This window comes from Microbacterium sp. Se63.02b, from assembly GCF_014171575.1.
In the GTDB taxonomy this organism is placed as follows: Bacteria; Actinomycetota; Actinomycetes; order Actinomycetales; family Microbacteriaceae; genus Microbacterium.
Genome location: NZ_CP050453.1, coordinates 3,824,272 through 3,837,930, shown reverse-complemented (window position 1 = coordinate 3,837,930; position 13,659 = coordinate 3,824,272). Strand labels below are relative to the sequence as shown.

Here is a 13,659-nt window from a genome sequence, read left to right as displayed (position 1 = left end):
GATGTCACGATGAGCAACGACACCACGGCGGCAGATCAGTACGCCGACACCGCCGGACGCGCCGTGCTGGAGACGATCCGCGCCTATGGCGTGACCGCGATCTTCGGCATCCCCGGCACCCACAACCTCGAGTTCTACCGGCCGCTCGCCGACCTCGGCATCCGTGCGGTGACGAACCGTCACGAGCAGGGGTCGGGCTACGGCGCCGACGGCTGGGCGCAGCAGACCGGGCTCCCGGGCGTGGTGATCACCACCTCCGGTCCTGGCCTCCAGAACGCGATGAGTGCGATCGGGACGGCGTTCTGCGAGTCGCGTCCGCTCATCGTCCTCTCGCCGGGAGTGCCCCTCGGCGCCGAGTTCGCCGACGTGGGCACACTGCACGAGACGAAGGATGCGTCGGCCATGGTCGCGGCCATCGCCGAGTGGTCACGCCGGGTGACCAGCGCCGCCGAGGCCGTCGAAGCCGTGCATGACGCGTTCGCCCTGTTCCGCACCGGTCGCCCTCGTCCTGTGCACATCGAGATCCCGCTCGACGTGCTCGAGGCTCCGGCCGATGTCCCCGTCGAAGCGCGACAGCCGCGCCCTGTGCCCGTCCGTGTCTCGGGAGAACCCGCCACGCTCGCCGAGGCCGCTCGCCTGCTCGCCGCCGCGACGACCCCGGTGATCCTCGCGGGCGGGGCGCGACGGATGCCTCCCACGAAGTCACCGCGCTCGCCGAGCGCCTCGGCGCCCCGGTGCTGACGACCCTCAACGGCAAGGGTGTGGTCGATGAGCGGCACCCGCTCTCGCTCGGGTCGAACCTGCGTCTCGCCGCGGCCCGCGCGGTCGCGGAAGACGCCGACGTGCTGCTCGTCGTCGGCTCGAAGCTCGGCGAGGCGGAGCTGTGGGCGCCGCGCCTCGACGCGCGCGGAAGCGTGATCCGTGTCGACATCTCGGCGTCGCAGCGCGACAAGAACCTCGCAGCGACCGTCGGGATCACGGGCGATGCGGCTGCGGTCACCGGCGCCCTTCTGGAGCTGCTCGCCGTCGACGCTCGTCCGGCACGCGAGCTGACCATCGAGCGCGCGGCGATCGACGCCGAGATGCGGGATACCTCGCCCGAGACGGTGGCTCTGGCCGAGATCATCGCCGATGCCCTGCCCGACGATGCGATCGTCGCCGGCGACTCCTCGCAGATCGTGTATCTGGCACTCGGGAGCGTGCTGCAGTCGCGGCAGCCGCATTCTCTGCTGTACACGCCCACCTACGCCACCCTCGGCTACGGCCTGCCCGCCGCGATCGGCGCCAGGGTTGCGCAGACCGAACGTCCGGTCGTCACGGTCATCGGCGACGGCGCCCTGATGTTCTGCGTGAACGAGCTCGTGACCGCGGTCGAGCAGGGTCTCGACGTCACGGTCGTGTGCGTCGACAACGGCGGCTATGCCGAGATCCGCCAGAACGAGGTCGACCGCGGCATGACCCCGATCGGCGTCGACCTGGTGCAGCCCGACTGGGCCGCGCTGGCGACCGCGTTCGGCGCGACGGGGCGGCGGGTGGAGCGGCGCGACGGCATCGCATCGAGCATCCGGGCCGCGATCGCCGACGGGGAGTGCAGTTGGTGCACATCCCGCAGCACGCCGTCTGAACCCCGACATCCCGAACCCTCTTGACCCCGACGAACAGGAACGAGCAATGACCGAGAACGTGGGCCCCATCGACGCGTCTGTGAACCCCCGCTACTCCGGCATCGCGACCTTCGCGCGGTTGCCGCGGATCGAAGACGTTCCCCGCGCCGACATCGCGGTCGTCGGCATCCCGTTCGACTCCGGTGTGAGCTACCGCCCCGGCACGCGCTTCGGTCCGTCGCACGTGCGCGAGTCGTCGCGTCTGCTGCGACCGTACAACCCTGCTCAGGACGTGTCGCCGTTCCAGGTCGCCCAGGTGGTGGATGCCGGTGATATCCCGGTCAACCCCTTCGACCTCACCGAGGCCGTGACCGAGGTCGAGCGTGCGGCGCTGGCGCTCGGCGAGCAGGTGCAGCGCATCGTCACGATCGGCGGCGACCACACGATCGCCCTGCCGCTGCTGCGGGCGGTCGCCGCGAAGCACGGTCCGGTGGCGGTGCTGCATTTCGATGCGCACCTCGACACGTGGGACACCTACTTCGGCGCGCCCATCACGCACGGCACGCCCTTCCGCCGCGCGAGCGAGGAGGGGTTGATCGACCTCACCGCGAGCTGTCACGTCGGCACCCGGGGACCTCTGTACTCGAAGCAGGACCTCGAGGACGACGAGCGCCTCGGCTTCTCGATCGTGTCGAGCGAGTACATCGAGGAGCACGGGGTCGAGGCCGGCATCGCCCGCATCCTGCAGCGCATCGGCGACAAGCCGCTGTACGTATCGATCGACATCGACGTGCTCGACCCGGCGCACGCGCCCGGCACAGGCACCCCGGAGGCGGGTGGGCTCACGAGCCGCGAGCTGCTGCGGATCCTGCGCGCGCTGACATCGCAGAACATCGTCGGCGCTGACGTGGTCGAGGTGTCGCCCGCATACGACCACGCCCAGATGACGGGCATCGCCGCGAGCCACGTCGTCTACGAGCTCGTGACGCTGCTGGCCGCCCGCCTCGCCGCCTGATCCCTGTCTTTCCGCCACCCCGCTCCCGTCGCATTCTCTGTCGTTCTGGGGCCGGCTCGCCGACAGAGAGTGCGCCGACAGCCGGCCGGAGGGACTCGGGTCAGTACAGCGCCGCGACGAGCTCGGCGAACAGGTTCTCGGCGTCGCAGTCGACCCGGCGCCGGGCGAACCAGTCGCAGATGTTCACGCAGTCGCGGTGCAGCAGATCGAGCCCCTGCGGGTTGGCGATGATGTCGACGATCTGCGGCAGATCGATCACCCGCACCCTGCCCTCGTGCACGAGGAGGTTGTAGGCCGACAGGTCGCCGTGGCCGAACCCGGACGCGGCGAAGATCCGCATCAGGTCGACGACCTGCGCGTAGTACTCCTGCAGCTCTGTCCGGTCGCTGCGTACCTGGGCGAGCCTCGGCGCTGCCGTGCCGTCGGCGTCGCCCAGGAACTCCATCAGCACCTCGGTGCCGTTCACCTGCACGGGGTAGGGGACGGGTGCACCCCGCTCCCACATCCGGCACAGCGCCGTGAACTCGGCGAACGACCACTGCGCCGCCGCCCACCTCGCGACCGTGGTCCGACTTCTTGGCGAGAGCCCGGGTGTCGCGGGTGTTCCTGGTGCTGCGGCCCTCCGTATAGACGGACGACCGGTGGAAGCTGCGATGCTCCGCGCTGCGATAGCGCTTCGCCGCGAGCAGCGTGCTCTGAGCGGGGTCACCGGGCACGGCGCGTTCGAGCAGGAACACGTCGGCCTCCTTCCCGGTCTTGAGGATGCCGCGTTCGGTGTCGAGGGCGCCGGCCGAGGTCACGACCCACGCCGGCCACGGCTCCGGACCGCGCTCCGACGGGGTGATCGCGGGCCAGGTGGACCACCGCTGCCCCTCGCCGGGGTCGACGTCGGCGAAGGAGAGCTCGGTCTCGAGGGCGTCGAAGCGGGTCGCATCGAACGAGCGAGAGTGGAGAGAGGACGAGGTCGCGTCGAAGGACGCTGCTTCCGAGGAAGCGAAGTGATCAGACAAGGTGTGGCTCCGTGAGCGGGAGGCCACGCCAGGATCAGGAGCGGGTGGCCTCGAAGGGAAGGTGGTCGGCGGTGAGCGCGACAATGACCGTGTTCATGTCATCGGCTCCTTCCGCTCGGGCTTCCCGGGCTCGTCCCGGTGCGTCGTCGAGCCTAGGGGGTCCGTCGCGAGCTTGTCCAGGTCGAGTCAGCTCCGGACGAATGGTCGGATGCGGCAGACGCCTGGTCGGGCGACGGCATCCGGATGCTGCGAGCGTGGAACCATGACCACGACAGCGCCCGTTCCCACAGTGCCGCCCACTGCTGCCGCCCGCATCCGCTACGGCGGACTGATCGTCCTGATGATGATGGGCTTTCTGCTGGTCACGGCCGAGTTCCTCCCGAACGGCGTGCTCACCGAGATGGCCGACGGACTCGGGGTCACTCCCGGTCAGGCCGGGCAGACGGTGACGGTCACGGCACTGGTCGGACTCCTGGTGGCTCCGACGATCGGCCTCATCTTCCCGCGTCTCGACCGTCGGTCGCTGCTCGTGTGGATGGCGCTCGCCGCAGCGGTGTCGAACCTGATCGTCGCGATCGCTCCGAATCTGATCATCGTGCTGCTGGCGCGCTTCCTGCTGGGGGCGGCGATCAGCGCCTTCTGGGCGATGTCGATCACGGTCGCCGCGCGGCTGGCCGGTTCTGAGAACCTCGGGCGCGGCGTGATGTTCACCTCGGCCGGTGTCTCGCTCGCGACCGTGGCCGGCGTGCCGCTGGGCGTCATGCTCGCGGAGCTCGTCGACTGGCGGATGGTGTTCGCGATCGCGGGCGTGCTCATGGTGCTGCTCTCGGTGGTGCTGCGACTGGCGCTGCCGTCGGTGCCGGCGGAGCGCGCGTCGAGTCTGCGCCTGCTCGTCGACACACTGCGTCGACCGGGCATCGGGCTCGGCATGGTCGGGCACGTGCTCGTGGTGCTCGGGCACTTCCTCGCCTACACCTACGTGCGCCTGGCTCTCGAGCGGATCCCCGAGGTCGACGCCTCGACCATCGTCGTGCTGCTCGCGCTGTTCGGCGTCGGTGGGCTCCTGGGCAACATCGCGATCGGGCTCGTGATCGACCGCACGTTCGTGTTCTTCGCGGTGTTCGCTCCCCTCGTCATCGCCGTGTCGGTCCTGTCGATGATCCTGTTCTCCGGATCGATCGTCGGTGTCGGCATCGTCGTCGTCGTGTGGGGCTTCTTCTTCTCGTCCTGGCTGATCGTCGTGAACACCTGGGTGGGGCACCGCATGCCCGACCGGCTCGAGGCGGGCGGCAGTCTCGTGGTCGTCGGGTTCCAGGGCGCCATCACGCTCGCGGCCGGTATCGGCGGCCTGCTCGTCGACACGCTGAACGTCGAGCTGGTGTACGTGATCGGCGCCGTCGCGCTTCTCGCCGGTGCGGTGCTGTTCGGAGCGTCGAACCGAGTGAGCAGCAGGGGGTGACGGCCGTGCCGGACGGCGGCGTCAGGCGGGGATCGGCGTCCGATTCGCCAGGCGCCACGACGAGGGGTCAGCCCGGTGCGGCGTCGGAACGCGCGGCTGAAACCCTCGTCGGAGGCGTAGCCCAGTTCGCGGGAGACCTCCGACACGGAGCGTCCGGCCTCGAGCATCCGCTTCGCGGCGTCGATGCGCACCTCGGTGACATAGTCGGCGGGGGAGCGGCCGACCGTGCTGCGGAACCGCTCGGCGAAGGTCGACCTCGACATGGCGCTGATCGCGGCGAGACGCTCGACCGTCCAGTCGCGGCCCGGTTCCTCGCGGATGGCATCGACCACACGGTCGAGGAACGGGTCGGTCGACAGTGAGGGCCAGCCCGTCGGCGCGCATCCGTTCGCCGCCCATGCCCGGATGACGGACAGCAGCACGGTCGTCGCCATCATGCGGCAGATGATGGGGTCGCCCTGGCGGGCGGGCTTCTGGGGAGTGATCGATGACGCCCATGTTCAGGGCGAGGGCGGCAGCCGCAGGCTCGATCGCGTCGAAGCCGGTGACGGTGAGGAAAGGCGGCAGCAGGGCGGGCAGCGGCGACGTGGCATCGGCGAGTTGGATGTCGGCGATCATGAGGCTCGTGTCGTCGCGGGCTTCGAGCACGAACGGCGATCCGCCGAGCGTGAGGAAGGCGTCGCCGGCGACGAGCGCGTCGTGCCGGGCCAGGGGGTCGAGCGTGAGACGCCGAGACCCCGGGTCGACGTCGAGATGGCAGCCCTCGCCGAGCGGAGGATGCCCGACCACGCCGCCGTGCACGATGTAGACCAGGGTGATGGTGTCGGTGGGGATCGGCAGCAGCCCTCCCGCCGGCAGTGAGGCGCGCCGGCCGATGCCGACGCGCAGGTCGACGGATCCGAGCACCTGCGAGAGCGCGTCCGCATCCACTGTCACCATGCCTTCGGCAACGCCGTCGCGATGCTTGATATTCCGACAGGTTCAACCATTCGGTTGATTCGAACGGGTAGGGGCCTCCGGATACGGTGGAAGGACCCCACCCGAGGAGTCCCGTGTTCCGTACCCCCGACCGTCTTTTCCGTGTTCTCGCGATCGCCGAGGCGATCACCTGGACGATCCTGATCGGCGCGATCATCGCCCGCGCCGTCGGCGCTCCGGGGGTGGTGGTGACCGTCGGCGGCGGCATCCACGGTTTCGTGTTCCTCGCCTACGCGGCGACCGCGATCCTCGTCGCGCTCAATCAGCGCTGGCACCTCGGTGTCGGCGTCCTCGCCGTCGCGAGCGCCGTGATCCCGTACGCCACCATCCCGACCGAGATCTGGCTGCATCGCTCCGGCCGCCTCGAGGGGGCCTGGCGTCTCGAGCAGACCGATGATCCGCGTGATCGCCGCTGGTACGACCGTGTGATGCGCTGGTTCCTGCAGCGTCCCTGGGTGCTCGCGGTGCTGCTCGCCGTCGGCATCGTCGCGCTCTATGTCATCCTGCTGCTGATCGGACCTCCCGGCGGCAAGTGAGGCCGCCTCCGGTCACGGCGTGACGACGATCGCGTTCGCCTCGTTGACGTCGTCCATGATCTTCTCGGCGTCGTTGGCCGTGCAGTCCACGATCGTGTAGAGGCCGACCCCGGTCTGCGTGAACGCGCGCGGCCATGAGCCAGGAGCGGGAGCCCTCCACCGCGCTGACCTGGCGCATCTCGACCCCGCCGCTGCCGCCGGCCATGTAGCTGAACTCGCCGGTGGTCGCGACGGGAGTGATGTCCGCAGTCGGGGTCTCCAGCAAGACGCCGAGGATCGCGTCCGACGACGCGCTGTCATCGCCGTCGACGACGGGCACATCGGTCAGGTGGCCCTGCCAGAACCGCACGGTGCAGGTGCCGTCGGCCGTCCCGTACGTCCAGCCGCCGTTGCCGTCGTCCGGGGAGACGGTCTCCCATCGCTCGTCGGCCAGGAAGCCGTCGCCCCACTCGATGTAGGTGTCGCTCGCGAGGTCGAGCCCCTCTTCGAAGGTCAACGTCGATCCCTGTGCGCTCTCGGTCGGCGCCTCCGACGGGTCCCCGCTCTCCGAGGAAGGCGCGGAAGAAGGAGCGGTCTCCGGGATCTGCGAGTACAGGCACCCGCTCAAGGACACGAGGGCGACCGCCGCGATCGCTGTCGCGGCCAGGAACCGGGGATGCGGGCGGAGCGCGTCATGCCGGTCAGCCTAACGGGGTCGCGCTCGCGGCGGTGACGATTCCCTGAGGTGACGACGATTCCCTGAGGTGACGACGATTCCCTGAGGTGACGACGATTCCCCGAGGGGACGATTCCCTGAGGTGACGACGATTCCCCGAGGGGACGATTCCCTGAGGTGACGACGATTCCCCGACGGATCCACGGTGATCGGTCGGCGAATCGTCATACCCTCGGCGGATCGTCGTGGCGTCGGCAGGCCGTCCGGCTCAGCCGCGGGTCACGGGCTCAGCCGCGCCGCACCGGCTGCTGCAGTTCGGTCACCCAGTCCGACTGGTCGTCGCCGATCGCACGGACGTACAGTTCCCTGCACGGGCCGTCGTGCACCAGACCGCGGGCGAGTATCTCGGAGTGGATGGCCTGCCAGCTCTCGTCGATGTGGTCCATAGACCCGAGGTGGATGCCGCAGACGGCCTGATCCGCGGCGGGCAGCTCGATGATCTCGAACCCGTCGTGGGCCGGGCCGGAGTAGGTGTAGCCGACGGTCACCTGGAGCCGGTCGTCGAGTGTCTCGTACTGGGCGATCGGGGTGGACAGGGAATGGTCGTCGCCGATGATCTCCGCGACCGTGTCGAACGCGGGGCCGACGACGCCGGCGACCGATGGCTGGTCCGCGACGGTCGTGCGGATCGCCGCCAGACGCACCGCGGGAAGGGGCTTCTCGATGATCTCGATCGGGGACATGTGGTTCTCTCTTTCGATGAGGTGGAGACGCCGTTCCACGTCGACGAGTCTCTCGGCGGCGATCCGGTGCTCCTGCTCGACCTCGGCGCGACGGATGCGCAGCAGGGCGGCGATGCGATCGGCATCGACGCCCCGCTCGAGGATCGACGAGATGTCATCGAGTCCGAAACCCAGCTGGCGCAGGGCGACGATCCGATGCAGTCGTTCCAGTTGAGAGGGGTCGTAGGACCGGTATCCGCTGAACTCGTCCACGTGGGCGGGCACGAGCAGCCCGGCTGTGTCCCAATGCCGGAGCATCCGGTGGGTCACCTGGCCGATCTGTGCGAACGCTCCGATGGACAACATGTCTCTGTTCTCCCGTCTGCCACAGTGTCAGGGTCAAGTATCGCTTTCGGGATGTGCGGATCGATATCGCGGCGAGTTGTGGAACCTCCGCGACCGTATATCGATATTACGTTTTCGACCCCTGATCTGGCACTTTGAATGTCGGTGGTCCCTGATTGACTCGAGGTATGGCAGCACTGGCGGACGCGACGGTCGAGCAGGTGAAGACGCTTGCCGAGCTCGCCGACATGCTCGTCGGGTTGGAGCGCACGATCAGCAGTCTGCAGGCCGCGCGCGACGGCGTTCTCGCAGTCGGTTCCCGGCTCGCGCTGCAGGTGGCCGACGAAGCGGACCATCCCGATTTCGGCGACCTCGCGGCTCGCACGGTCGCGGCCGAGATGGCGGCGGCGCTGCGCGTGAGCGACCGCACACTGCAGGCGCGGATGACGGAGGCGGTGTGGCGGGTCGAGCGCTTTCCGCTGGTATGGGCCGCCCAGGGAGCCGGCCGGATCAGCGCCGCACATGGGCGGGCTATCTGCGATGCGGCAGAGCATCTGGAAGACGCAGCCGATCGCGACGCATACTCCGCCGAGATGGTCCCCTTCGCCGAATCGGAATCCCCGAACCGGGTGTCGCGGCATGGGCGGCGGGTCGCGGAGCGTTTCCAGTCCCGGTCGGTCGACGAGCGGCACAGGGATGCGCGAGAGAAGCGGTCCGTCTGGGTGAAAGAAGTCGGCGATGGCATGTCGCAACTCGGTCTGCTCGGGCCGTCCGCGCTCGTCCACGGTGCGTTCGAGCGATTGACGCAGATGGCGCAGACCGTGCAGAAGCCGGAACCCCTGGAGCAGGCCTCGGACCAGGAGCAGGAGCAGGATCAGGATCAGGATCCAGTGCAGGAACAGGAGGAGGCGGATCAGCGTACCGTCGCGCAGATCCGCGCCGACCTCGCTCTCGACTTGCTGCTCACCGGTGCTCCGGCGGGCCATGACACGAGCGACGGTCTCCTCGCCGCGATCCGCGGTTCGGTGTCGGTCACCGTTCCGGTCACGACGCTGATGGGAGAGGGTGCAATGCCGGCCGAACTCGACGGGCGTACGCCGATCGACGCCGCCTCGGCGAAGGCTCTTGCAGGTGCGGTGTCCGGATGGGATCGGATCCTCACGCACCCGATCACTGGCGCGCTCCTCGCGGTCGATCGCTACCGTCCTGGTTCCGAATTGAAACGGCATCTGCGAGCCCGAGATCAACGTTGCCGGTTCCCCGCCTGCGGGCACGCCGCCCGCGACTGCGACATCGACCACCATCACGATGCCGCCCGCGGCGGGCCGACCGCCGCGCGAAATCTGGGTCACCTCTGCCGCCGCCATCACGTGCTCAAGCACCATTCCCCGTGGGTCGTCGAGGTGCTCGGCGACGGTGCCTATGCCTGGACGAGTCCGACGGGCAGGGTCTATGTCGATCGGGAGCAGCCCCAGAACACGGTCACCTTCGTGGAGGAGCACGCCCCGGCGCCCTTCTGATTCGCAGCCTCAGCGCATTTCCGACCGGGCGCAGAGGGTCTCTGGGTCCGTGTCGGCAAACTTGAGTCGACTCGTATCAAGTCGATTTGACACGTGCGATGGGCGAGCGTACAGTTGAGTCATCGCGACTCAGGTTTCCCTGGTCGCCGCGGAATTCCGTGCAACGCGGACTTCTGCGCCACACGAACTTCTGTAAAAGAACTTCCAACAAAGGAGAGAACACATGGCACGTGCTGTCGGTATCGACCTCGGAACCACCAACTCCGTCGTCAGCGTCCTCGAGGGCGGCGAGCCCAAGGTCATCGCCAACGCCGAGGGCTTCCGCACGACCCCCTCGGTCGTGGCCTTCACCAAAGACGGGGAGGTGCTCGTCGGTGAGACCGCGAAGCGCCAGGCCGTCACCAACGTCGACCGGACGATCGCTTCCGTCAAGCGCCACATGGGCACCGACTGGACCTTCGACGTCGACGGCAAGAAGTGGACGCCGCAGGAGATCTCCGCGCGCATCCTCATGAAGCTCAAGCGCGACGCCGAGGCCTACCTCGGCGACACGGTGACCGACGCTGTCATCACCGTTCCCGCGTACTTCAACGACGCCGAGCGTCAGGCCACCAAGGAAGCCGGCGAGATCGCGGGACTCAACGTCCTGCGCATCATCAACGAGCCGACCGCGGCCGCTCTGGCCTACGGCCTCGACAAGGGCAAGGAAGACGAACTCATCCTGGTCTTCGACCTGGGTGGCGGAACATTCGACGTCTCGCTGCTCGAGGTGGGCAAGGACGACGACTTCTCCACGATCCAGGTGCGCTCGACCGCGGGTGACAACCGCCTCGGTGGAGACGACTGGGACCAGCGTCTCGTCGACTACCTGATCAAGCAGTTCAAGGAGACCACGGGCGTCGACGTCTCGGGTGACAAGATCGCCCTGCAGCGTCTCAAGGAGGCTGCGGAGCAGGCGAAGAAGGAACTCTCCTCCTCGACCTCGACCAGCATCAACCTGCCGTACCTGTCGCTGACGGAGTCCGGCCCGGTGTCGCTGTCCGAGACCATCACCCGTGCGAAGTTCGAGGACCTCACGAAGGACCTCCTCGACCGCACCAAGAAGCCGTTCGAGGATGTCATCCGCGAAGCCGGCATCAAGGTGTCCGAGATCGACCACATCGTGCTCGTCGGTGGATCGACCCGTATGCCCGCGGTCGCCGAGCTCGTCAAGCGCGAGACCGGCAAGGACGCCAACAAGGGTGTCAACCCGGATGAGGTCGTCGCCGTCGGCGCCGCCCTCCAGGCCGGTGTCCTCAAGGGCGAGCGCAAGGATGTCCTCCTCATCGACGTCACCCCGCTGAGCCTCGGCATCGAGACCAAGGGCGGCATGATGACCAAGCTCATCGAGCGCAACACGGCCATCCCGACCAAGCGCAGCGAGACCTTCACCACGGCAGACGACAACCAGCCGTCCGTCGCGATCCAGGTCTTCCAGGGTGAGCGTGACTTCACGCGCGACAACAAGCCGCTCGGCACGTTCGAGCTGACCGGCATCGCCCCGGCTCCCCGTGGCATCCCGCAGATCGAGGTCACCTTCGACATCGACGCCAACGGCATCGTGCACGTGTCCGCCAAGGACAAGGGCACCGGCACCGAGAAGTCGATCGTCATCTCCGGCGGCTCGTCGCTGTCGAAGGAAGACATCGAGCGCATGGTGCGCGAGGCCGAGGAGCACGCCGCTGAAGACAAGGCACGCCGCGAGGCCGCCGAAGTCCGCAACCAGGCCGAGACGCTCGCGTACTCGATCGACAAGCTGATCACCGAGAATGACGACAAGCTGCCCGAAGACGTGAAGACCGAGGTCAAGGCCGACGTCGACGCGCTCAAGACGGCGCTGGCCGGCGACGACGACGAGGCCGTGAAGACCGCGTTCGACAAGCTCAACCAGTCGCAGTCCAAGCTCGGCGAGGCCATCTACGCCTCCTCGCAGGCGGATGCCGCTGCCGGTGCTCCGACTGACGGCGAGGCCCCGACCGGTGACGCCCCCTCCTCCGAGGAAGACGTCATCGACGCCGAGGTCGTCGACGACGAGGACGAGAAGAAGTAACCATGACCGACAAGAACTTCGACGAGAACCAGAATCCTGAGTCCGCCGAAGGTCGCAGCGAGGGGTCGGATGCTCAGGCATCCGGCCCCGTGCCGCACCAGGATTCCCGTGATGCGCAGGCCGCCGAGGGCTCGGACGAGACCCCGGCAGACGGCGCTCCCGACGACCTGACGGTCGACGACATCCTCGGCGCGACCCAGACCGGCGAGGCCGCGGCCGAAGACGCCGTGCTCGCCGACCTCGAGTCCACTCTGCTGAACGACCTCAAGCGACTGCAGGCCGAGTACGCCAACTACCGTCGTCGCACCGAAGAACAGCGGCAGGTCGAGATCGAGCGGGCGAAGGGCGAGGCCGCCAAGGGCCTGGTCCCCGTGCTCGACGACCTCGATCGTGCAGCCCAGCACGGTGATCTGGTGGAGGGCACGCCCTTCGCCGTGATCGCCGACAAGGTGCGTGCGGTGGTCGAGCGTCTCGGAGTGGTGGCCTACGGCGAGAAGGGCGAGGAATTCGACCCCCAGCGCCATGAGGCCATCTTCCAGCAGCCGACCCCCGGCGCCGAGAAGACCACGGTGCTCGAGGTCGTCGAGGTGGGCTACCGCCTCGGTGACGTCGAGCTGCGTCCCGCGAAGGTCGTCGTCGCCGTTCCTGCGGAGTAGGTGATCGATGGCCAGCCAGGATTGGTTCGACAAGGACTTCTACAAGACCCTCGGGGTCTCCAAGGACGTCAGCGATGCGGATCTGAAGAAGACGTATCGCAAGCTCGCACGGAAGTACCACCCGGACTCCAATCAGGGTGATGCCAAGGCGGAAGCGAAGTTCAAGGAGATCAGCGAGGCCTACTCGGTGCTCTCCGACGCGGAACAGCGCAAGGAGTACGACGAGATCCGTGCCATGGGCTCCGGCGCTCGCTTCACGGCGAGTGGCCAGGGCGCGGGCGGGTTCGAAGACGTGTTCAGCCGTTTCGGCCAGCAGGGTCGGGGGCAGACCGCCGACTTCGAAGACATCTTCGCGATGTTCAACCAGGGTCAGGGCGCGAGCTTCGGCGGCGGACGCTTCGGGCAGCCGAGCGGCGGTTATCGCGGCTTCGGCGGTCCACAGCGCGGCGCCGATGTCACGGCTCGCACCACGCTCGACTTCGCGACGGCCGTGCAGGGCGAGACCATCTCCCTGCAGGGCGAAGACGGCAAGCCGTTCAAGGTGAAGATCCCCGCGGGTGTGGCGGATGGGCAGAAGATCCGTCTGCGCGGCCGCGGCCGCCCGTCGCCGGACGGCGGGGAGAACGGCGACATCGTGGTGCAGATCACGGTGCGCCCGCATCCGGTCTTCACGCGCGACGGGCTCAACCTTCGCGTCGTGGTGCCCGTGACGTTCACCGAGGCGACCCTCGGCGCGACGATCGAGGTCCCGACGCTCGGGGGCGACGTGGTCAAGCTCCGCGTGGCACCCGGCACTCCCTCCGGGCGTGTGCTGCGCGTCAAGGGGCGAGGCGTCGCGACGGCGAAGGGCACCGGCGATCTGCTCGCCGAACTCCAGGTCGCGGTGCCGACGCACCTCGACGACGCCGCACGTGAGGCGCTGGAGAGTTCCAGGAGCTCGAACCCACGGAGAACCCGCGGGCCGAGCTCATGGCGAAAGCGCGGCGATGATCGACCTCTGCTGCCCCCGCGTCGACGCAGGCGTTCGCGCCGGATCAGGCCGTTCCGAGAGGAATGTGCCTGATCCGGCG

At 68.3% G+C, this 13,659-nt stretch carries 12 protein-coding genes and 3 pseudogenes; 11 read left to right on the top strand and 4 right to left on the bottom strand.

The window, feature by feature from the left end; all coding sequences use genetic code 11:
• Positions 1-9 precede the first annotated feature (9 nt).
• The 4 genes and pseudogenes from G4G29_RS23070 (at position 10) to speB (ending at position 2,619) form a co-directional block, all read left to right on the top strand.
• Positions 10-741: a thiamine pyrophosphate-binding protein gene (locus G4G29_RS23070; protein WP_244632215.1), complete on the top strand. Its 732-nt coding sequence runs from the start codon at positions 10-12 to the stop codon at positions 739-741.
• Positions 732-947 (top strand): annotated as a pseudogene (locus G4G29_RS23065) (thiamine pyrophosphate-binding protein); the annotation flags it as partial. The gene G4G29_RS23070 and the pseudogene G4G29_RS23065, both read left to right, overlap by 10 nt.
• A gap of 135 nt (positions 948-1,082) precedes the next feature.
• Positions 1,083-1,649, top strand: coding sequence for a thiamine pyrophosphate-dependent enzyme (locus tag G4G29_RS23060; RefSeq protein WP_244632624.1), 567 nt, complete (start codon positions 1,083-1,085; stop codon positions 1,647-1,649).
• 22 nt (positions 1,650-1,671) lie between these two features.
• Positions 1,672-2,619, top strand: coding sequence for an agmatinase (gene speB, locus G4G29_RS19145; protein WP_183151224.1), 948 nt, complete (start codon positions 1,672-1,674; stop codon positions 2,617-2,619).
• Positions 2,620-2,719: 100 nt separating this feature from the next.
• On the opposite strand, the gene G4G29_RS23055 is transcribed toward speB, so the two are convergent.
• A complete protein-coding gene (locus tag G4G29_RS23055; RefSeq protein ID WP_244632214.1) occupies positions 2,720-3,124 on the bottom strand; it encodes an RIO1 family regulatory kinase/ATPase in 405 nt (134 codons plus the stop codon).
• 767 nt (positions 3,125-3,891) lie between these two features.
• On the opposite strand from G4G29_RS23055, the gene G4G29_RS19135 reads away from it, so the two are divergent.
• Complete coding sequence (locus G4G29_RS19135; protein WP_183151223.1) at positions 3,892-5,088, top strand: MFS transporter; 1,197 nt, start codon at positions 3,892-3,894, stop codon at positions 5,086-5,088.
• A gap of 119 nt (positions 5,089-5,207) precedes the next feature.
• Here the strand turns inward: G4G29_RS19135 and G4G29_RS23050 are convergent.
• Positions 5,208-5,351: pseudogene (locus G4G29_RS23050) on the bottom strand (helix-turn-helix domain-containing protein); the annotation flags it as partial.
• Between G4G29_RS23050 and G4G29_RS23045 the strand changes: the two are divergent.
• Together G4G29_RS23045 and G4G29_RS19125 are read left to right on the top strand one after the other, a co-directional pair.
• The gene (locus G4G29_RS23045; protein WP_244632213.1) at positions 5,314-5,949 is read left to right on the top strand and encodes a hypothetical protein; all 636 of its coding nucleotides are present in this window, start codon (positions 5,314-5,316) and stop codon (positions 5,947-5,949) included. The pseudogene G4G29_RS23050 and the gene G4G29_RS23045 overlap by 38 nt on opposite strands.
• Positions 5,950-6,140: 191 nt before the next feature.
• Positions 6,141-6,602 (top strand): DUF3817 domain-containing protein, encoded by a 462-nt coding sequence (locus G4G29_RS19125; protein ID WP_183151222.1) that lies wholly within the window; start codon positions 6,141-6,143, stop codon positions 6,600-6,602.
• On the opposite strand, the gene G4G29_RS19120 is transcribed toward G4G29_RS19125, so the two are convergent.
• Both G4G29_RS19120 and G4G29_RS19115 read right to left on the bottom strand, forming a co-directional pair.
• Positions 6,565-7,098: a hypothetical protein gene (locus tag G4G29_RS19120; protein WP_210274207.1), complete on the bottom strand. Its 534-nt coding sequence runs from the start codon at positions 7,096-7,098 to the stop codon at positions 6,565-6,567. The genes G4G29_RS19125 and G4G29_RS19120 overlap by 38 nt on opposite strands.
• Positions 7,099-7,544: 446 nt before the next feature.
• On the bottom strand, positions 7,545-8,345 hold the full coding sequence (locus tag G4G29_RS19115; RefSeq protein WP_183151220.1) for a MerR family transcriptional regulator: 801 nt from the start codon (positions 8,343-8,345) through the stop codon (positions 7,545-7,547).
• 167 nt (positions 8,346-8,512) lie between these two features.
• On the opposite strand from G4G29_RS19115, the gene G4G29_RS19110 reads away from it, so the two are divergent.
• From G4G29_RS19110 to G4G29_RS19095, 4 genes and pseudogenes are all read left to right on the top strand, one after another.
• Positions 8,513-9,844 (top strand): HNH endonuclease signature motif containing protein, encoded by a 1,332-nt coding sequence (locus G4G29_RS19110; protein WP_183151219.1) that lies wholly within the window; start codon positions 8,513-8,515, stop codon positions 9,842-9,844.
• A 223-nt stretch (positions 9,845-10,067) separates the two neighbouring features.
• Positions 10,068-11,933 carry a molecular chaperone DnaK gene (gene dnaK / locus G4G29_RS19105; RefSeq protein ID WP_183151218.1) on the top strand — a complete coding sequence of 622 codons (1,866 nt, stop codon included), beginning with the start codon at positions 10,068-10,070 and terminating at the stop codon, positions 11,931-11,933.
• A 2-nt stretch (positions 11,934-11,935) separates the two neighbouring features.
• Positions 11,936-12,589, top strand: a complete 654-nt coding sequence (locus tag G4G29_RS19100) for a nucleotide exchange factor GrpE (protein WP_183151217.1) — start codon at positions 11,936-11,938, stop codon at positions 12,587-12,589.
• Between the two features lie 7 nt (positions 12,590-12,596).
• Positions 12,597-13,579: pseudogene (locus G4G29_RS19095) on the top strand (DnaJ C-terminal domain-containing protein).
• The last annotated feature ends 80 nt before the right edge of the window (positions 13,580-13,659 follow it).